The 18,328-nt window shown below is 72.5% G+C and carries 19 protein-coding genes; 10 read left to right on the top strand and 9 right to left on the bottom strand.

Going from position 1 to position 18,328, the window contains the following annotated elements:
* The first annotated feature begins 77 nt into the window (after positions 1-77).
* Positions 78-221: a GPGG-motif small membrane protein gene (locus DZA62_RS36355; protein WP_198663709.1), complete on the top strand. Its 144-nt coding sequence runs from the start codon at positions 78-80 to the stop codon at positions 219-221.
* Between the two features lie 28 nt (positions 222-249).
* On the opposite strand, the gene DZA62_RS13205 is transcribed toward DZA62_RS36355, so the two are convergent.
* Positions 250-864 (bottom strand): TetR/AcrR family transcriptional regulator, encoded by a 615-nt coding sequence (locus DZA62_RS13205; RefSeq protein WP_116949354.1) that lies wholly within the window; start codon positions 862-864, stop codon positions 250-252.
* Between the two features lie 71 nt (positions 865-935).
* Here DZA62_RS13205 and DZA62_RS13200 point away from each other — a divergent pair, with 71 nt between their 5' ends.
* From DZA62_RS13200 to DZA62_RS13185, 4 genes are all read left to right on the top strand, one after another.
* A complete protein-coding gene (locus tag DZA62_RS13200; protein ID WP_198663708.1) occupies positions 936-1,652 on the top strand; it encodes a GAP family protein in 717 nt (238 codons plus the stop codon).
* Between the two features lie 23 nt (positions 1,653-1,675).
* Positions 1,676-1,831 (top strand): ribbon-helix-helix domain-containing protein, encoded by a 156-nt coding sequence (locus tag DZA62_RS13195; RefSeq protein WP_116949353.1) that lies wholly within the window; start codon positions 1,676-1,678, stop codon positions 1,829-1,831.
* Entirely contained in the window at positions 1,828-2,523 is a 696-nt protein-coding gene (locus DZA62_RS13190; RefSeq protein ID WP_116949352.1) for a hypothetical protein, read from the top strand. The genes DZA62_RS13195 and DZA62_RS13190 overlap by 4 nt, the downstream gene beginning before the upstream one ends.
* Positions 2,524-2,619: 96 nt before the next feature.
* Complete coding sequence (locus DZA62_RS13185) at positions 2,620-3,399, top strand: LLM class F420-dependent oxidoreductase (protein WP_116949351.1); 780 nt, start codon at positions 2,620-2,622, stop codon at positions 3,397-3,399.
* Between the two features lie 70 nt (positions 3,400-3,469).
* Here DZA62_RS13185 and folE read toward each other — a convergent pair whose 3' ends face one another.
* The 6 genes from folE to dacB form a co-directional block, all read right to left on the bottom strand.
* Complete coding sequence (gene folE, locus DZA62_RS13180) at positions 3,470-4,069, bottom strand: GTP cyclohydrolase I FolE (protein ID WP_198663707.1); 600 nt, start codon at positions 4,067-4,069, stop codon at positions 3,470-3,472.
* Positions 4,070-4,074: 5 nt separating this feature from the next.
* Entirely contained in the window at positions 4,075-6,096 is a 2,022-nt protein-coding gene (gene ftsH / locus DZA62_RS13175) for an ATP-dependent zinc metalloprotease FtsH (RefSeq protein ID WP_116949350.1), read from the bottom strand.
* A 216-nt stretch (positions 6,097-6,312) separates the two neighbouring features.
* Positions 6,313-6,864 carry a hypoxanthine phosphoribosyltransferase gene (gene hpt / locus DZA62_RS13170; RefSeq protein ID WP_116949349.1) on the bottom strand — a complete coding sequence of 184 codons (552 nt, stop codon included), beginning with the start codon at positions 6,862-6,864 and terminating at the stop codon, positions 6,313-6,315.
* 92 nt (positions 6,865-6,956) lie between these two features.
* Positions 6,957-8,105: a tRNA lysidine(34) synthetase TilS gene (gene tilS / locus DZA62_RS13165; protein WP_116949348.1), complete on the bottom strand. Its 1,149-nt coding sequence runs from the start codon at positions 8,103-8,105 to the stop codon at positions 6,957-6,959.
* A gap of 14 nt (positions 8,106-8,119) precedes the next feature.
* A complete protein-coding gene (locus tag DZA62_RS13160) occupies positions 8,120-9,232 on the bottom strand; it encodes a zinc-dependent metalloprotease (protein ID WP_116949347.1) in 1,113 nt (370 codons plus the stop codon).
* A 319-nt stretch (positions 9,233-9,551) separates the two neighbouring features.
* Complete coding sequence (dacB, locus tag DZA62_RS13155) at positions 9,552-10,907, bottom strand: D-alanyl-D-alanine carboxypeptidase/D-alanyl-D-alanine endopeptidase (protein WP_116949346.1); 1,356 nt, start codon at positions 10,905-10,907, stop codon at positions 9,552-9,554.
* A gap of 95 nt (positions 10,908-11,002) precedes the next feature.
* On the opposite strand from dacB, the gene DZA62_RS13150 reads away from it, so the two are divergent.
* Positions 11,003-11,497, top strand: coding sequence for an inorganic diphosphatase (locus DZA62_RS13150; RefSeq protein WP_116949345.1), 495 nt, complete (start codon positions 11,003-11,005; stop codon positions 11,495-11,497).
* Positions 11,498-11,500: 3 nt separating this feature from the next.
* Here DZA62_RS13150 and DZA62_RS36840 read toward each other — a convergent pair whose 3' ends face one another.
* Positions 11,501-12,850, bottom strand: coding sequence for a C40 family peptidase (locus tag DZA62_RS36840; protein ID WP_116949344.1), 1,350 nt, complete (start codon positions 12,848-12,850; stop codon positions 11,501-11,503).
* A gap of 183 nt (positions 12,851-13,033) precedes the next feature.
* The gene (locus DZA62_RS13140) at positions 13,034-13,504 is read right to left on the bottom strand and encodes an Lrp/AsnC family transcriptional regulator (protein ID WP_116949343.1); all 471 of its coding nucleotides are present in this window, start codon (positions 13,502-13,504) and stop codon (positions 13,034-13,036) included.
* A gap of 209 nt (positions 13,505-13,713) precedes the next feature.
* Here DZA62_RS13140 and ddaH point away from each other — a divergent pair, with 209 nt between their 5' ends.
* From ddaH to DZA62_RS13125, 4 genes are read left to right on the top strand one after another with little or no spacing between them, the layout of a single operon-like run.
* Complete coding sequence (gene ddaH, locus DZA62_RS13135; RefSeq protein WP_116949505.1) at positions 13,714-14,511, top strand: dimethylargininase; 798 nt, start codon at positions 13,714-13,716, stop codon at positions 14,509-14,511.
* A gap of 2 nt (positions 14,512-14,513) precedes the next feature.
* Entirely contained in the window at positions 14,514-15,731 is a 1,218-nt protein-coding gene (gene rocD / locus DZA62_RS13130; RefSeq protein WP_116949342.1) for an ornithine--oxo-acid transaminase, read from the top strand.
* A gap of 52 nt (positions 15,732-15,783) precedes the next feature.
* Positions 15,784-15,960 carry a hypothetical protein gene (locus tag DZA62_RS35695; protein ID WP_157987643.1) on the top strand — a complete coding sequence of 59 codons (177 nt, stop codon included), beginning with the start codon at positions 15,784-15,786 and terminating at the stop codon, positions 15,958-15,960.
* 24 nt (positions 15,961-15,984) lie between these two features.
* Positions 15,985-18,300, top strand: coding sequence for a S8 family serine peptidase (locus tag DZA62_RS13125; protein ID WP_157987642.1), 2,316 nt, complete (start codon positions 15,985-15,987; stop codon positions 18,298-18,300).
* Positions 18,301-18,328: the final 28 nt, after the last annotated feature.

Genomic DNA, 18,328 nt, shown 5'->3' with positions numbered 1-18,328 from the left:
CCCCCCGGTCGGCACCACCCGTTTGGAGATCGGGCGTTCGGGCACCAATCGGGCGGGAATGAGAAGAAGGAGGCACCATGGAGTTCCTGCTCTGGATCCTGGCCGTCATCCTCGTGATCGGGGGCATCGTCTCGCTGGTCCGCGGCCAGTTGTTGTGGGGCATCGTCCTCATCGTTGTCGGCCTGCTGGTCGGGCCCGGCGGGGTGAGCGTCTTCACCTGACGGAGCGGCGCGGCCGCGGCCGGCGCGCTCAGCCGGCCGCGAGCCGTGGCACCTCGGCCAGGAACTCCCGCAGGACCGCGCGGATGCGCTCCGGCGGCATCCTGGCGGGGACGAACATGGCCTGGGTGGCCAGCCCGTCGACGAAGACGTGCAGGTACTCCGCCCAGGTCTGCACTCGCGGGTCGACGTTCACCGGCTCGCCCTCGAACCCGGCCAAGGCGAACACGACCTGGACGTGCAGTCCGCGCTGGCCGTCCCACAGCTCCTCCGCGCCGGCCAGCGGCTCCTGACGTGACCACTCCGTCACCGCGAGCCACAACAGGAACTCCTCGCGCCGCCGCTCGTCCAGCGGGATCAGTTCCTCGAGCAGCCCGGCCACCAGCTCCAGCAGCGGCAGCCGCCCCCGATCGGCCTCGACCCGCTCGCGGATGCGCCGTTCCACTCGCTCGTTGACCACCGTCGCGACGAACTCGCGCAGCTCACGCTGGGTGGAGAAGTAGTACCGCAGCGCACCGGTCGACCAGCCGGCCTCGGCCGCCACCGTCCGCACGGACGCGCCGGCGGCGCCGTCGCGCACCACCACCCGCAGTGCCGCTTCGGCCAGCTCGCGCCGGCGCTGCTCGTGGTCGACCACCTTCGGCATGGACTCTTTCTATCACGACTGTGCTAATTTATTTCGCACAGCCGTGTCGCAACGTCCCGAAGGAGACCACCGTGGGGCTCGACGTCATCCTGCCGGTCTATGGCCTGGCCCTGCTCGACACCATGAGCCCGGCCACCATCGGCATCTCGATCTACCTGCTGCTGACGGCCGGCACACGGACGCCGCGGCTGCTGTTCAGCTACCTCGCGACCGTCGCGCTGTTCTACTTCTGCCTCGGCACCGCACTGATGGCCGGGCTCGGCGCCGTCGTCGACTCGCTCGACGACGCGGCGAACAGCCGGACCGCGTACCTGGTCCAGGCCGGCATCGGCGCCGCCCTGTTCATCGGCGCCTGGTTCGTGCCGACGAAGAAGAAGGACGGCGACGCCGGAGGCGGCGGCGAGCACGGACGGCGGGAACGGCGGGCAGGACGGGCGCAGACGGTCCCGGCGATGGTCGGGCTCGGCGTCACCACCGGGTTGCTGGAGGCCGCGACGGCACTGCCGTACCTGGCCGCGATCGGCCTGATGACATCGAACGGGCTGAGCCCGGCGCAGTGGGTGCCGCTGCTGGCCGGCTACAACGTGATCATGGTGCTGCCGGGGGTGCTGCTGTTCCTGGTCTGGCGGGCGGCCGGCGAGCGGGTGCGCCCGCGGCTCGAGCGAATCCGCGACTGGTTGCAGGCCAACTCCGCCGAGACGCTGGGCTGGATCATGGGCATCGCCGGCGTCCTGCTGGTGCGCGACGCGGTGTACGTGCTGAACACCGAGTTCCGGTTCTTCGGCTGACGACAGGTGCTAGCATCCTAGCCATGGCCGACAAGGTGCAGTTCAACGTCTACCTTCCGCCGGACGTCGTGCGCGCCACCAAGCACCGCAGCATCGACGAGGAGCTGAGCCTGTCGGCCTTCGTCGAGAAGGTGCTCCGGCAGTACCTCGCCACCGCGGAGCAGGAGGACCCCCGATGACACTCACCGTCCGACCGGTCCGGCGCACGGCGCACGCCGACGCGTGGGTCCGGGTCGTCGAGGCTCTCGGCGGTGTCGCCGCCGGCCGCGACGGCGACCGCGTCGACCTCGCGCTGGGGCACGGCCGGGTCACCGTCGTCCGCGCGGACGAGTCCGGCACCGAGCTCGGCTTCGAGGCACCCGACCTGCTCGCCGTCGCCGCGGAGTGCGAGCGCAACGGCCTGGCGACGATGTCCGCCGGCGGTCGGCTGGAGCTCACCGGGCCGGACGGCCTGCGGGTGCACGTCGACGAGCGCCCGGACGCCGTGCCACCGCCCGGCGCCGACCCCGCGCTGTCCACGCTGCCGCTCTGGTACTCGCCGGACGTCGCGGGCGCGGCCGCCGTGCTCGACCGCCTCGGGCTGACGGTGCGCATCGCGTCGCACATCGGCGACTGGGTCGACTTCATCGCGCCCGGCGGCGGGCTGGTGGCCGCACACCGCGCCGACGTGCCCTCCGTCCAGCTCTCGTTCGAGTACGACGGCGACGTCCGTGCGCTGGCCGCCCGGCTGGCCGGCCGCGGCCTGACCGCGTCCGTCGTCGACGAGAACTACGGGCTCACCGTGCGGGTGCCCGATCCCGACGGCACCGGCGACATCTGGGTGAACCAGATCCAGACCGACCTGCACGGCTACCGTCGCGCCGGTGGCTAGGGTGTCCGGACCCGCCGGAATGCCGCCGCGGCGTGCCGGGGTTGTTACACAAGGCCGGATCCGCGGCCGTCCCCCGAGTCACGAACGAGGCATTCCATGACCCGACCGATCCGTATCGGCGTCCAGATCCAGCCGCAGCACGCCGACTACCGGGAGATCCGCCGCGCCGCCGCCGAGGCCGAGGACGCCGGCGTCGACATCGTCTTCAACTGGGACCATTTCTTCCCCCTGCGCGGTGAGCCCGACGGCAAGCACTTCGAGTGCTGGACGATGCTCGGCGCATGGGCCGAGCAGACGTCGCGGGTGGAGATCGGCGCGCTGGTGAGCAGCGTCGGTTATCGCAACCCCGAGCTGCTGGCCGACATGGCCCGCACCGTCGACCACATCAGCGACGGCCGGCTGATCCTCGGCATCGGCGGTGGCTGGTTCCAGCGCGACTACGACGAGTACGGCTACGAGTTCGGCACCGCCGGCAGCCGGCTGGACGACCTGGGCGAGGCGCTGCCGCGCATCAAGGACCGCTGGTCCAAGCTGAACCCGAGCCCGACCCGCGACATCCCGATCCTCATCGGCGGCGGCGGCGAGAAGAAGACCCTGCGCCACGTCGCCGAGCACGGCACCATCTGGCACGCCTTCGGCGACGCGGCCGTGCTGCGGCACAAGAGCGAGGTGCTCGACGGCTGGTGCGCGACCGTCGGCCGCGACCCGGGCGAGATCGAGCGCTCGACGGCGGTCAGCGGGCGGCCCGGGGCGGCCGCCGAGGAGCTGGTCGACCTGGGCATCAGTCTGTTCACGATCAGCGCGTCCGGCCCGCTGTACGACCTCGGTTCGCTGAGCGAGTGGGTCGCCTGGCGCGACCGCCTCAACGCCGCCTGAGCGAGCCGCCCGACCGCTGAGCCCGAGACGGCATTCCCTGCCGCTCGGGCGGTCCGGTGGCGGGCGAAGATCAGCGCCCGATGATCAGACTCATCGCCTCGGCCCGCGTGGTGGCGTTGCGCAGCTGGCCACGGACGGCGCTGGTGAGCGTCTTCGCGCCCGGCTTGCGGACGCCGCGCATCGTCATGCACAGGTGCTCGGCCTCGACGACGACGATGACGCCGGCCGGCTTGAGGAGGTCGACCAGCGAGTTCGCCACTTGCGAGGTGAGCCGCTCCTGCACCTGGGGCCGCTTCGCGTAGACGTCGACCAGCCGGGCCAGCTTGGACAGCCCGGCGATGCGCCCGGAGGGGCCGGGGATGTAGCCGACGTGGGCGTAGCCGTAGAACGGGACCAGGTGGTGCTCGCACATCGAGGCCAGTTCGATGTCCTTGACCAGGACCATCTCGTCGTGGCCCAGCTCGAACGTGGTGGTGAGGACGTCGGCGGGGTCCTGGTGCAGGCCGCGGAACATCTCGGCGTAGGCCCGGGCGACCCGCGACGGGGTGTCGAGCAGGCCGTCGCGGTCGGGGTCCTCGCCGATCGCGATGAGCAGTTCACGAACGGCCGCCTCCACCCGGGCGTGATCGAACTGCCCGGGTGGCTCCGTCGGCACCGGTTCCGCGTTCACGCGCCTCAGCCCTCGACCGGGCCCTCGGGCTTCGGCATCGGCGGCAGGACCGGCGTGGGCTCGGGCGCGACGGTGATGGCGGCCTGCTCCTCGGCATGGTGGCCGTTGGTCGAGACCTTGATCGGGAACGCCACGGGACCACGATCGGACGGCCTCCGGGTGGCCGAGCCGGTCCAGGCCGGCCGGCGACCGTGCTTGCGGATCGAGGCGAAGACCTCGGCGACCTCTTCCTTGTTCAAGGTCTCGCGCTCGAGCAGCGCGATGACCAGGTGGTCGAGGATCTCGCGGTTCTCGACCAGAATGTCGAACGCCTCCTGGTGCGCGGTCTCGATGAGCTTGCGCACCTCTTCGTCGACGATGCCGGCGACGGTCTCGGAGTAGTCGCGCTCGTGCCCCATGTCGCGGCCCAGGAACGGCTCGGACCGGTCGGAGCCGAACTTGATGGCGCCCAGCCGCTCGGTCATGCCGTACTGGGTGACCATGCGGCGGGCCAGCGTGGTGGCCTTGTCGATGTCGTTCGCCGCCCCCGTGGTGGGGTCGTGGAAGACCATCTCCTCCGCCGCGCGGCCGCCCATCATGTAGGCGAGCTGGTCGAGCATCTCGTTGCGGGTGGTGGAGTACTTGTCCTCGTCGGGCAGCACCATGGTGTAGCCGAGAGCGCCGCCGCGCGGCAGGATCGTCACCTTGTGCACCGGGTCGGTGTGGTGCAGGGCCGCGGCCACCAGGGCGTGCCCGCCCTCGTGGTAGGCGGTGATGCGCTTCTCGTCGTCCTTCATGATGCGCGAGCTCTTCTGCGGGCCCGCGACCACACGGTCGATGGCCTCGTCGAGCGCCTGCGGCGTGATCAGCTTCTCGTTGCGCCGAGCGGTCAGCAGGGCGGCCTCGTTCAGCACGTTGGCGAGGTCGGCACCGGTGAAGCCCGGCGTCCGGCGCGCCACCGCGCGCAGGTCGGCGTCCTCGGTCAACGGCTTGCCGCGGGCGTGCACGCCCAGGATCTTCTCGCGGCCCTCGAGGTCGGGCGGCTCGACGGCGATCTGCCGGTCGAAGCGGCCCGGGCGCAGCAGCGCGGGGTCGAGGATGTCGGGCCGGTTGGTCGCCGCGATCAGGATGACGTTGGTCTTGACGTCGAAGCCGTCCATCTCGACCAGCAGCTGGTTCAGCGTCTGCTCGCGCTCGTCGTGACCGCCGCCCATGCCGGCGCCACGGTGGCGGCCGACCGCGTCGATCTCGTCGACGAACACGATGGCCGGCGCGTTCTCCTTGGCCTCCTTGAACAGGTCGCGGACCCGGGAGGCGCCGACGCCGACGAACATCTCGACGAAGTCGGAACCGGAGATGGAGTAGAACGGCACCCCGGCCTCGCCGGCGACCGCGCGGGCCAGCAGCGTCTTGCCGGTACCGGGCGAGCCGTAGAGCAGCACGCCCTTGGGGATCTTGGCGCCGACGGCCTGGAACTTGCCCGGCTCCTGCAGGAACTCCTTGATCTCGTGGAGCTCCTCGATGGCCTCGTTCGCGCCGGCGACGTCGGCGAACGTCGTCTTCGGCGCGTCCTTGCTGGCCAGCTTGGCGCGCGACTTGCCGAACTGCATGACCCGGCCGCCGCCGCCCTGCATCTGGGTCATGAAGAAGAAGATCAGCGCACCGAGGATCAGGAACGGCAGCAGCGTGCCGAGGATGCCCCACAGGATGCTCGGCTGCGGCACCTCGACGTTGTACGTCTCGAGCTTGGTGCCGTCCTCGTCGTGCAGCCGCTGCAGCTCCTCTTGCAGCTGCAGGCCCTGGCCCTCGACGTACTGGGAGACGATCTTGGTGTGATCGGAGTCGGCCAGCGTGAGCTCGATCTCCTGGGTCTCACCACCGGTGATCTTCGCAGACTGGACGTTGCCGGCCTCGATCTCGGAGACGATGCGAGCGGTGTCGACCTTCTCCGCGCCACCGGCACGGTTGAGCACACTGCTCAGCACGACGGCGGCGAGCACGAAGACGAGCAACCAGATCAGTGGTCGCGTGAATCGCTTGGCGTTCATGATGCGAGACCTGCTGGCCTCGTACCTCCTGTGATCGGCTGGCTTCAGCACACGCCGCGAACGCCCGGCATGTCCACCGAAGGTGTCGGATCGTCCGACGATACCTTGCGCGGGCCTGCGCGACCATTCCGGCACGTCTGCTACATGGTGAGAACGTCGCAGGTGAGCCGCCGTGTTCCCGGCGGGCGGGACAACTGCGTCACATCGCTGTGGGGGTCAGCTGTACACGTGCGGCGCCAGCGTACCGACGACGCGCAGGTTGCGGTACCGCTCGGCGTAGTCGAGGCCGTAGCCGACGACGAACGCGTTGGGGATGTCGTAGCCGACGTATCTGACGTCGACGGAGGTCTTGGCGGCCTCGGGCTTGCGCAGCAGCGTGCACACCTCGACCGAGGCGGGGCCGCGCGAGCGCAGGTTCGACACCAGCCACGACAGCGTCAGCCCGGTGTCGATGATGTCCTCGACGACGAGCACGTGGCGGTCGGTGATGTCGGTGTCGAGGTCCTTGACGATGCGCACGACGCCGCTGGACCGGGTGCCCGAGCCGTAGGACGAGATGGCCATCCAGTCCTGCTCGACGTGCCGGGACAGGTGCCGGCTGAGGTCGGCCATGACCATGACCGCGCCCTTGAGCACGCCGACGAGCAGGAGATCCTTGCCCTCGTAGTCGCGCTCGATGGCGGCCGCCAGCTCGGACAGCTTGCCCTGGATCTCTTCCTCGGTGAGGAGGATCTTCTCGAGGTCTCCGTCGACGTGTTCTGGATCCACACGCGCAGCCTTTCACACGTCCCGGCGGCCGGGTGCGGGGACCGTGACCGCCGCCATGATCATGGCGGCGAACGGCACGTACGGCGGACCGGTCAGCGCCACGCCGTGAAATGCAGGAGGCCGTCGCGGCGGGTGGCGCGCAGCCCGCCGGGGAGGTCGATGCCGGCCTGCCCACGCCACGCGGTGACCAGGGTGTCGACGGCGCCGACGTGGGCGGCGGTGAGATCGGTGGGCGGGCTGCCTGCGGCGATCGCGGCCCGGCGCAGCACCCGCCAGCGGACGGCCTTGGACAGCGCCGCCAACCCGGCGACGTCCAGTCCCGGCGCCGTCTCGGCCCGGCCCAGTTCGCCCGCGTCGTCGGCGGCGAACGTTGTCGGTGCCCACCCGTAGGGTTGGGTCCCACCCGGACCGGGCGGGGACTGCCCACGGTCGCCGCTATCACCGCGACCGTCAGGCGCCGACTGCCCACGGTCGCCGGGCGCGGGTTGCCCACGACGGCGATCACCGGCCGGGTCGAGCGACGCGAGCGCGTCGGCCGCGGCCGCGTCGAGGGCGTCGGCGTCGGCGCGGGCCAGGGCGGCGGTGCGGGCCAGCGCCTGCGCCACGCCAGGGCCGAGTTCGGCCTCCAGCACCGGCAGCACCCGGTGCCGGACCCGGGCGCGGGCGTACGCGTCGTCCTCGTTGTGCGGGTCCTCCCACGGGGTCAGCCCGGCCGGCAGCGCGGCCCGCACGACCTCGCGGCGCAGGCCGAGCAGCGGCCGCCGCAGCGGGCCGGAGCGCTCCGCCATGCCCGACAGCGACCGTGTCCCGGACCCCCGCGCCAGCCCGAGCAGGACCGTCTCGGCCTGGTCGTCCAACGTGTGCCCGAGCAGTACCGCCGCCGCCCCGGTACGCGCCGCCGCCGTCGTCAGTGCCGCGTACCGGGCCGACCGCGCGTTGCCCTCGGGCCCGTCCGGCCCGCGCGAGGCGTCGACGTGGACGGTGACGACGGGGTCGAGGCCCAGCCCGCACAGCAGCGCCGCCGTCGACCGCGCCCGCTCCGCCGACCCGGTCTGCAGGCCGTGGTCGACGCAGACGGCGCCCGCTCGCAACCCGGCTCTCGGCGCCACCCACGCCGTCGCCGCCGCCAGGGACAGCGAGTCGGCGCCACCGGAGCAGGCGACCAGCACCGTCGCGCCGTCCGTCAGATCGGCGAGCGCCGTGCGGACGGCCCGCCGGACGTCGAGGTGCGGGTGCCCCATGGGACGAGCGTGGGTCAGGCGCCGTCGCGGCCGAGCGCCGGCAGGCCGTGCACCCGGCGCACCCAGGCGACGGGGTCGGCGATCTCGTCCTTCGTCGGCAGCGTGGCGGGCGACTCCCAGACGCGGTTGAAGCCGGCCATGCCGACCCGGCCGACGACGGCGTTCACGAACGCCGCGCCGTCGCGGTACTGGCGCATCTTGGCGTCGAGGCCCAGCAGCCGGCGGAACGTGCGGTCGAGCCCGACCGACGAGTAGCGGCGGCGCTGGAACCGGCGCCGGATGGTCTCGACGGACGGGATGACATCGGGCCCGACGCCGTCCATGACGACGTCGGCGTGCCCTTCGAGCAGCGACATGAACGCCGTGACGCGGTCGAGGACGGCCTTCTGCGCCGGGGTCTGGACGAGGTCGAGGACGGAGCTGCCGCCGTCGCCGGACCGGGCGGTCTCGCCGAGGGCGCGGACGGCGTCGCGGGCGCGGGTCAGGAACGCACCGGGGTCGACATCGGTGGCCTCGACGAACGCCTCGATCTCGCCGGCCAGGTGATCGCGCAGCCAGGGCACCGCGGTGAACTGCACCCGGTGCGTCTCTTCGTGCAGAGTGACCCACAGCCGGAAGTCGTGCGGGTCGACGCCCAGCTCGCGCTCGACGTGGACGATGTTGGGCGCGACGAGCAGCAGCCGGCCCTGCGCGCCGTCGTCGGGGCCGCCCAGCCGGCCGGCCCAGAACGGGTCGAACTGGCCGAGCACCTTGCTGGCCAGGAACGCCAGCAGCGCGCCGGTCTGCAGCCCCGTGACCTTGGGGCCGACCCGCTGGAACGGGGTGCGCTCGCGGCCTTTCTGCAGCTTGCGCTGCAGCGGCGCGATGATCGTGCGCATGCTCTGAGCGTTGGCCCGGGCCCAGTTGCCGCGGTCGACGACCACCAGCGGCGCGTAGCCGAGCGAGGCGTCGAGCCCGGTGAAGCCGTTGACGTGTGCCTCGGCCTCGCCGGCGAGCCGGCGCAGCTCCGCCACGGCGTCGCGGGCCTCGGAGTCGGTGACGGCCGGTCCGGGACCGGCCAGTCGTTGTGCCGTCGCGACCGCGAGGTCCCAGTCGACCATGTCGGGAGCGGCGTCAGCGGTCGTCATACGACCACGCTACGTCACCGGCCGCCGGCCCGCGTCGGGGTGAGACACACGCTGAATGAGTGAATCCGATTGTCGGTGGTGGGGTGGCAGCCGGATCGGGCTCGGTGAGAACCGTGATCAGGAGCGGGTTGGCGCTGCCCTGGCGATCACGACCCACCCTTGATCACAGTGCTCACCCCGCTGCGCGTAGGCGTGAACGGGCCGCGGTCAGTGCTGGTGGACAACGGTGATCATCAACGATCGCTACGACACCAGGCGTTCTCCCGCTCGACCAGGCATGCATGCCTGGTCGAGCGGGAGAACGCCACATGATCACTCACTAAGCGCAGCCACAGCCCGCCAACGCTGCCGCGACGTCGTCGAGCGCGGCCCGCGCCTCCGTCGTGTTGCCGACGTCGTCGGCGAGCACCGCGAACGCGTAGGGGACGCCGTCGGCGGCCACGACCACGCCGGCCAGCGCGCTGACGCCGGTGAGCGTGCCGGTCTTGGCCCGGACCAGTCCGGCCGCGGACGAGTCGTCGAAGCGGTCCGCGAGCGTGCCGGTGAACGCGGCGACCGGCAGCCCGGTGACGACGGCGCGCAGGTCGGGGTGGTCCGGCCCGGCGGCCAGGACCAGCGTCTGGGTGATCAGTCCGGCCGGGACCGCGCTGCCGCGCGCCAGCCCGCTGCCGTCGAGCAGGGTCGCCCCCGACGCGTCCAGCCCGAGCGCGGAGAGCGCCTGCACGACCGCCGGACCGGCGTCGGCGGACGTGCCCGCCGCACCGGCGGCGAGCGCGACGTGCCGGGCCAGCACCTCGGCGCCGTCGTTGTCGCTGCTGGTGAGGACGTCCTCGACGATGGTCGAGAGCGGCGCGGACGCGACGGCGGCCAGCTCGGCGCCATCGGCCGGCGCGGCGGCCTCGGCCGGGTCGCCGTCGACGGTGATGCCCTGGTCGCTCAGCAGGTCGGCGAACTCCTCGGCCGCGTCGAGCGGCGGGTCGGACGGCCGGTCCTGGATGTCGGCGGCGAGCGCGGTGGTCGGTGAGACGACGCTGGGGACGTAGCCGGGGCTCCAGTCGGGGTCCACGGCCGGACCGCTGAACAGCGACGCGTCGTAGGACAGCGTCACGGTCGTGACCCCTGCCTCGGCCAGTGCCTGCGCCGTCGCCACGGCGAGGTCGGCCAGCCGGGTACCGGCGCCGTCCTCGTCGGCGGTCAGCGTGGGGTCGCCGCCGCCCACCAGCGTGACGGCGGACGGGTCCGGCCCGCTGACGACGCGGGTGGTGAACGTGTGCTCCGGGCCGAGCGCCTGCAGGGCCGCGGCACCGGTGAGGATCTTCAACGTGCTGGCCGGGGTGTGCGGGTCGGTGCCGGCGGCCTCGTAGGACGGCGTGCCCGTGGCGAGGTTCACGACGCTGACGCCCACCGCGCCGCCCAGCCCCGCGGCGCCGAGCGTGGGCGCGAGCACGTCGCCGACGGCCGGCTCACCGGTCGTGCCGGCGTCGGCCGGAGCGGCCAGCACCCCGGGCGCGGCGGACCACGTCGGCGCTGGTCCCGCCGCCGGCCGGAACAGCGGCGTCTCGGCCGCCGCCTCGTCGTCGATCCAGGGCAGACCGGTTGTGCGATCGAGCACGATCCCGGCGCCACCGGCGAGCACGGCCACGCAGCCGGCCACGATCGCGGCCCGCCTCCACATCGTCGTCCCCCTCAACCTGTTGACACGGCGGACATCACCGTACGGGAGACTGGACCCGACCAGCACATCGGGACGCTTGGGGGAAGGACCTACAGGTGGAGTTCGACGTCACCATCGAGATACCGGCGGGGAGCCGGAACAAGTACGAAATGGACCACGAGACGGGTCGCATCAGACTCGACCGCCGCCTCTTCACGTCGACTCGCTATCCCCACGACTACGGGTTCATCGACGACACCCTGGGCCTGGACGGCGACCCGCTCGACGCCCTGGTGATCCTCGAGGAGCCGACGTTCCCGGGCTGCCTCATCCGCTGCCGCGCCATCGGCATGTTCCGGATGAAGGACGAGGCCGGCGGCGACGACAAGGTGCTCTGCGTGCCGGCCGGCGACCCCCGGAAGGTCACGTTCCAGGACATCGGCGACGTGCCCGAGTTCGACCGCCTCGAGATTCAGCACTTTTTCGAGATCTACAAGGACCTCGAGCCGGGCAAGTCGGTCGAGGGCGCCACCTGGGTCGACCGCGCCGCCGCAGAGGAGGAGATCGAGGCCTCCCGCCAGCGGCTCGTCGAGTCGGGCGGAGCGCACTAGGTTCTAGACACGGCCGTAGAACGACGGGTCGACCCAGTAGAAGACGTTCTGGACCTCGACGTTCTTGCCCGGCCGCGGCGCGTGGATCATCTTCCCGCCGCCGATGTACAGGCCCACGTGGTACACCCCGGAGGCCTGGCCGTTGTCGGACCAGAAGATCAGGTCGCCGGGCCGCAGCGCCGAGTACGAGACGTGGTCGACCCGCTGCGCCTGCGCAACGCTCCAGTGCGGCAGGTCGACCCCGCCGGCCTCCCAGGCGCGCATGGTGAGGCCGGAGCAGTCGAAGCTGTTCGGGCCGTCGGCGCCCCACGCGTACGGCTTGCCGACCTGGGCGTACGCGTAGTCGACGGCGGCCTGGGCGCCGTTGGACGGCGGATCCGGCTGCTCGGGCTCCTCCGGCTCCTCGGTCGGCTCCGGTGACGGCTCGACGGTGGGCTGCGGCGGCTGAGGCGGTGTCGTCGGCTGCGGCGGTGTCGTCGGCTGCGGCGGCGTGCTCGGCTCCGTCGTCGGTTGCGGCGGAGCGGTCGGCTCGACCAGGACCGTCGGGTCGTCCGGCGGGCCGACCGACGGCTCGCTGGTCGGCGCGGGCGGCTCGGTCGGCTGCTGCTCCGCCTGTTCCTGCTCGGCCTGTTCCTGCTCGGCCTGTTCCTGCTCTGCGGCCAACGCCTCCTGGTGCTGCCGCTCCAGCACGACGGTGGTGCCGCGGGCGGCGGCAAGCTGGGTGATCGCGGCGCTCCGCTGCGACTCGACGGCGGCGACCGCCTGCTCCTGCCCGGCGACGGCGGCCTCGGCTGCGGCCCGGGCGGCGTCGGCCTGCTCAGCGGCCGCGGACCGTTCCGCCAACGCGGTCGCCGCCTGTGCCGCGGCGTCGTCGGCCGTCTGCCGGGCGTCACGCGCCCGCTGCGCGATGGTCGTCTGCGAGCGGGTGACGGCGCGCAGCGCGCCCATGCCCTCGTACAGCGCCTGCCCGTCCTCGGCGCCGAGCACCATGCCGACGCCGGCCAGCTGACCGCCCTGGCTGTACGTCGCCGCGGCCATCCGGCCCAGTTCGACGCGGGCCCGCTCGGCCTCGGCGCCTCGCTGCTGTGCCGCCTCGCGCGCCGTCGTCTCCGCCTCGGTGGCCTGCTCGAGCAGCACGCGCGCGCCGTTGTACGCCTCGATCGCCTTGGCCGCCTCGATGTACAGCGCGTCGACCCGCGCCGTCAGCTCGGCCAGCCGTGCCTCCAGCGCGGCGACGTCGCCGGCGGCGGATGCCTCGGCGTCGCGGGCGTCCTGGAGGTCGGACTCGGTGGGAACGGCCGGGTCGGCGTGAGCCGGCCCGACCACGCCGGCGGCCAAAGCGGTGGCGAGCACCCCCGCCAACACCCCGTTTCGCACTCTGGCAACCTCCCCCGTACCTGGCGTCCCACGAAGCACAGTAGCCAAGAAAGTCACGCTAGAGAACAGGAATCACAGGAATTTCAGGAGTCACACGGCGTGTCGCCTTGACAAACCACACGCGTGTAATTCGCGAAAGCGCTGGACAATCCGGTCAAGTCAGCCGGCGGTGTCCTCGTCCGTTCGCGGTGCCTGAACCCGCCGGAGCAACGGCGACAGCACCAGGACGCTGCGGGTGCGGGCGACGAACGGCTCGGCGGAGATCTCGGTCAGCACCCGCTCGAAGTGCTGCATGCTTCCCGCGAAGACGTGCAGCAGGGCGTCCGCGTCGCCGGTGACCATGAACGCCTCGACGACCTCCGGGTAGGTCTGGACGCGGCGGGCGATCTGCTCGCCCGCCGTGCGCGGGTTGCAGAACAGTTCGACGTAGGCCTCGGTGCTCCAGCCGATCTCGGCCGGCTCGACCCGGACGGTGAACCCGGTGACGACGCCGCGGGCGCGCAGCCGGTCGACCCGGCGCTTCACCGCGGGTGCGGACAGGCTGACCTTCGCGCCGATGGCGCCGTAGCTGGCCCGGCCGTCGGCCATGAGGACGCGGATGATCCGCTCGTCCAGCGCGTCGAGTGTCATGGGTGGATCGTCCCCGTTCCGCCCATCGAACGCAACGAATCGCCGTCTGTTCGAGAGCAGACGCAACGTTTCGCCTCTACACACGCAACGGAACGATCTCGATCGCCACCCTGCCCCCGCTCTACGTTTCTGCTGTGACCGTGAACGACGCCACGGAGCTGACCCGGCTCCCGCGCGGCCATCGCGTCGCGACGACCCGCGACTACGTGATGTGCCGCCCCGACCACTTCGCCGTGCACTACTCGATCAACGTCTGGATGGACCCGGCCCAGCCGGTCGACCGCGACCGCGCGCTCGCCCAGTGGGACGAGCTGCGCGCGACCTACGAGCGACTCGGCCACCGCGTCCAGCTGCTCGGCCCGCGGCCCGGACTGCCGGACATGGTGTTCGCGGCGAACGGCGCGTTCGTGGTCGGCGACCGCGCGCTGGGCGCACGGTTCCGCGAGCTGGTGCGCGCCGACGAGGCGCCCGCGCACCGGTCCTGGCTGGAGGAACGCGGCGTCGCGGTCACCGAGCCGGCCGCCGTCAACGAGGGCGAGGGCGACTTCGCCTGGGCCGCCGGGCGGATCCTGGCCGGCGCCGGGTTCCGCTCCGACCCCGCCGCGCACGCCGAGCTGGCCGCCGTCTTCGGGACGCCGGTGGTCCCGCTGGAGCTGGTCGACCCGCGCTTCTACCACCTCGACACCGCGCTGGCCGTGCTCGACCGGCAGACGATCGCCTACTACCCGCCCGCATTCGCCCCGGCCAGCCAGGCGATCCTGGCGGCGCTCTTCCCCGAGGCGATCGTCGCCACCGAGGCCGACGCCCTCGTGCTCGGGCTGAACGCCGTGAGCGACGGCCGGCACGTCGTGCTGGCCGAGCAGGCCGGCGAGCTGGCCGACGCCGTCGCCCGGGCCGGGTTCGAGCCGGTTCCCGTCGACGTGTCCGAGCTCTTGAAGTCCGGAGGCGGCGTCAAGTGCGCCACTCTGGAACTGCACCACCCATCCATCGCCGAGGAGCGCTCGTGACCATGCAGACCACCCGCACCCAGGACGCGATCGCCCTCGTCGAGAGCAGCACCGCGCACAACTACCATCCGCTCCCGGTCGTCGTCAGCGACGCCGAGGGCGCGTGGGTCACCGACGTCGAGGGCCGCCGCTACCTCGACTTCCTCGCGGCGTACTCCGCCGTGAACTTCGGCCACCGGCACCCGGACATCGTCGCCGCGGTCAAGGCGCAACTGGACCGCGTCACGCTGACCAGCCGTGCGTTCCACCATGACGTGCTCGGGCCGTTCGCCCGCGAGCTGGCCGACCTCGCCGGCAAGGACCTCGTACTGCCGATGAACACCGGCGCCGAGGCGGTCGAAACCGGCCTCAAGGTCGCCCGCAAGTGGGGCTACGAGGTCAAGGGCGTGCCTGAGAACCAGGCGACGATCATCGTGGCCGACGGCAACTTCCACGGCCGCACGATCAGCGTCGTCAGCTTCTCCACCGACCCGGTCGCGCGGACCCACTTCGGCCCGTTCACGCCGGGCTTCCGGGTGGTGCCGTACGGCGACGCCGCGGCGATGGCGGCCGCGATCGACGAGACGACGGTGGCCGTGCTGGTCGAGCCGATCCAGGGCGAGGCCGGCGTCGTCGTCCCGCCGTCCGGGTACCTCACCCAGGTGCGCCGGCTGTGCGACGAGCGGCAGGTGCTGTTCATCGCCGACGAGATCCAGTCCGGCCTCGGCCGCACCGGCACCACGTTCGCCTGCGAGCACGAGGGCGTCGTTCCGGACCTCTACCTGCTCGGCAAGGCGCTGGGCGGCGGCGTCGTCCCGGTGTCCGCCGTCGTCGGCGATCACGACGTCCTCGGCGTCATCCACCCCGGCGAACACGGCAGCACGTTCGGCGGCAACCCGCTGGCCTGCGCGGCCGGCCGCGCCGTCGTCGCCATGCTGTCGACCGGCGAGTGGCAGCGGGCGGCCACCGAGCTCGGCGCGCACCTGCACGCGCGGCTCGGCGAGCTGATCGGGCGGGGCGTGGTCGAGGTCCGCGGCCGTGGTCTGTGGGCCGGCGTCGACATCAACCCGGAGCTGATGAGCGGCCGCGAGGCGTGCGAGGCGCTGCTGAGCGAGGGCGTCCTCGTCAAGGACACCCACGGCTCGACGATCCGGTTCGCGCCGCCGCTGGTGGTGACCCGCGACGAGATCGACGTCGCGGTCGACGCGCTGGGCCGGGTGCTGGCGGCACGCGGTGTGTGACGCCCGCGTGGCGCGACATCTGGCGGACACCTGACGGGCGTACGGTGACCCGGTGCCGAAGAAGCCCGACGACGAAGTCACCGTACTGCGCGTCAATCCCGCCGTCTGGGCGCAAGCGCTGAAAGCCGCCGACGGCGACGCCAGACGCATCGAGATCCGCGGCGAGTTCGACGTCGTCGTGCACAACGAGCCGCTGCCGCCGGGAGAGCGGGTCAAGCGCCAGGTGTGACCCGCGGTGTGTAGGGTGCCGGCCGTGAAGCGCCCCCTGCTGCTGGGAATCGCCCTCGGCCTCTGTGCCGCCATCGTCGCCGTGGTGGTGATCGTCATGGTGACCAGGGATGACGGCGACGACGGCAACACCGCGCGTGGTGACACCGCGCTCGACGACATCCTCAGCGACGAGCAGCGGGAGCTGATCGAGAGCGCCCGGCCCGACCCCGGTTGCCCGGACGAGCCGGTCGCCGCACCCGACGACGACGCACTGGTCGCGCTCGACGTGGTGCGCGTCGACGAGAACGACTGCCTGGTCGCGACCACCGAGTACGTCGCCGCGGACGAGGTCGACGGGCGGCGCGCCGAGCTGCTGGAGGAGCCCGGCGTCGTCGCCGCGGGTGTCGTCGGCGACGTCACCCTCGACGAGGTCGACGACCGCCGGGACGATCAGTGGCCGCTGGACCGGCTCGGCGCCGAGGAGGGCTCGGCCGACCTGCCCTGGCCGGACGGCGACGGCGCCGTCCTGGCGGTTCTCGACACCGGTGTGGACGCCGCGCACCCGGACCTCGACGACGCCGTCGTCGAACGCCGGCACTTCACGGGCGAGGGCGACCTCGACGAGGACGGCCACGGCACCCACGTGGCGGGCATCGCCGCGGCCCGGCGTGACAACGGCGGCATCATCGGCGTCGCACCGCGCGTGAGTGTGCTCGACGTGCCGATACGACTGCAGAGCACGAACGAGACCGCGCAGACCTGGCCGAGCGGCCTGATGTGGGCGGTCAACCACGGCGCCGACGCCGTCAACATGTCGTTCGGCGCGCCTCTCCCGGACCCGCTCACACCCGCCGATGTCCAGGACCTCGAGGTCGAGGCGGCCGCGGTGTACTTCGCCGTGCACAACGACGTCGTCCCGGTCGCCTCCGGCGGGAACTGCGGCGACGGCGGTGACGGCTGTGCCGAGAAGAGCCAGCGGCAGACACCGGCCGCCCTGCCGGGCGTCATCGCCGTCGGCGCCGTGCAGGAGGACTTCGACCTGCCCGCCTACTCGACGCGGAACGACGACATCGACATCGTCGCGCCGGGTGGCGGCGACGCGCGCAACGCCGTGCTGTCCACGTACCCGGGCGACGAGTACGAGGAGCTCCAGGGCACGTCCCAGGCCGCCCCGCACGTCGCAGCCGCGGCCGCGCTGATCCAGGCCGCCGCGCCCGAGGCGACGACGAACGACGTGTCCACCGCGCTCCTCGACACCGCCGACCTCGAGCCGCTGGACGAGGGCGACCGCGAAGGCCCCGGCGTGGGCGCCGGCCTCCTGAACATCACGGGTGCGCTGGAGCAGGTCCTGGGCGGCGAGCCGCCGGCGACGCCGTCGTCGTCGGAGCGGTCGCAGGCGGCCTTCGTCCGCGACGACGAGCTCTTCGCCTTCGACGGGGCACGCGTCCAGCGGGTCCGGGAGATCGATCCCGAGGTCGCCGTGCGCTGGGTGGACTGGACGTCGGACGGGTCGCTGCTCGTCGGCGCCGACGACGGCGAGCTGTTCTCCTGGGACGGGTCGAGCACGCAGCCGGTGGAGGTGCCGTGCGGCTGGTGCTCGGAGAGCCGGCCCGCGCTGGTCCAGGACGCCGCGGTCGACGGCGCGCCCGCCGCCGACCTCGTCGCCGGCATGGACTACGCCGGGACGATCACCTGGTACGACGCGGCGACCCTGGACGAGGTCGCGACGACGACGCCGGCGTTCCCGCCGGACGCGGTGGGCACGAAGACGCTGCTCGGCTCGGCCGGCGGGCAGCTGCTCGTCCACGAGTCCGGCGGCGCGCAGGCGTCCGAGCGGGTCTGGCTGGTCGATCCGGCCTCCGGCGCCGCCGACCTGTCGCACGACGTCATGGGCTCGCCGCAGGCGCCGATCGCCGTCGCCGCGGACGACGCCCAGGTCGCCGTCGTCACCGGCTACGGAGCCTGTGGCGCGGAGGTCGCGGTGCTCGACGGCGCCGACCTGACGGAGATCGCCAAGGCGACCGTGCCGGAGGAGCTGATCATCGACGAGGTGTTCTTCAACGGCGCGGCGCTCTACGCGACCATGGAGACCGCCGCGAGCGACTGCTCGGCCCTCTCGTCGAGCGGGCTGTGGCGGCTGGACGGCGGTCAGTGGCAGGAGGTCGACGAGTCCCCCGTCGGCGCCCGGCCGCTCGAGGGCATCGACGACGACGCCGAGCAGAGCTGGCTGGTGGCGGGCATCGACGGACAAGGCGCGTTCAACCCGCCGTTGATCAGCGGCCCGCCCGCGAGCGAGCTCGGCGCCATCAGCGACGGTCCGTGGTCGACGCCGACCACCACGGAGATTCCCTGGCCGTAGCGCCTGTCACAGGACCGGTGCGCGGACG

Source organism: Jiangella endophytica (genome assembly GCF_003427025.1).
In the GTDB taxonomy this organism is placed as follows: domain Bacteria; phylum Actinomycetota; class Actinomycetes; order Jiangellales; family Jiangellaceae; genus Jiangella; species Jiangella endophytica.
This window is presented reverse-complemented; position numbering and strand designations above follow the sequence as displayed.

Excerpts from the sequence above, each read along its gene's own strand:
- DZA62_RS13190 (WP_116949352.1), top strand. The coding sequence starts at position 1,828 with ATGACACTCACCGTCCGACCGGTCCGGCGCACGGCGCACGCCGACGCG.
- DZA62_RS13195 (WP_116949353.1), top strand. The coding sequence starts at position 1,676 with ATGGCCGACAAGGTGCAGTTCAACGTCTACCTTCCGCCGGACGTCGTG.
- DZA62_RS13185 (WP_116949351.1), top strand. The coding sequence starts at position 2,620 with ATGACCCGACCGATCCGTATCGGCGTCCAGATCCAGCCGCAGCACGCC.
- ftsH (WP_116949350.1), bottom strand. The coding sequence starts at position 6,096 with ATGAACGCCAAGCGATTCACGCGACCACTGATCTGGTTGCTCGTCTTC.
- DZA62_RS13205 (WP_116949354.1), bottom strand. The coding sequence starts at position 864 with ATGCCGAAGGTGGTCGACCACGAGCAGCGCCGGCGCGAGCTGGCCGAA.
- DZA62_RS13160 (WP_116949347.1), bottom strand. The coding sequence starts at position 9,232 with ATGACGACCGCTGACGCCGCTCCCGACATGGTCGACTGGGACCTCGCG.
- ddaH (WP_116949505.1), top strand. The coding sequence starts at position 13,714 with ATGTGCCGCCCCGACCACTTCGCCGTGCACTACTCGATCAACGTCTGG.
- DZA62_RS36355 (WP_198663709.1), top strand. The coding sequence starts at position 78 with ATGGAGTTCCTGCTCTGGATCCTGGCCGTCATCCTCGTGATCGGGGGC.
- rocD (WP_116949342.1), top strand. The coding sequence starts at position 14,514 with ATGCAGACCACCCGCACCCAGGACGCGATCGCCCTCGTCGAGAGCAGC.
- tilS (WP_116949348.1), bottom strand. The coding sequence starts at position 8,105 with ATGGGGCACCCGCACCTCGACGTCCGGCGGGCCGTCCGCACGGCGCTC.
- dacB (WP_116949346.1), bottom strand. The coding sequence starts at position 10,907 with ATGTGGAGGCGGGCCGCGATCGTGGCCGGCTGCGTGGCCGTGCTCGCC.
- DZA62_RS13140 (WP_116949343.1), bottom strand. The coding sequence starts at position 13,504 with ATGACACTCGACGCGCTGGACGAGCGGATCATCCGCGTCCTCATGGCC.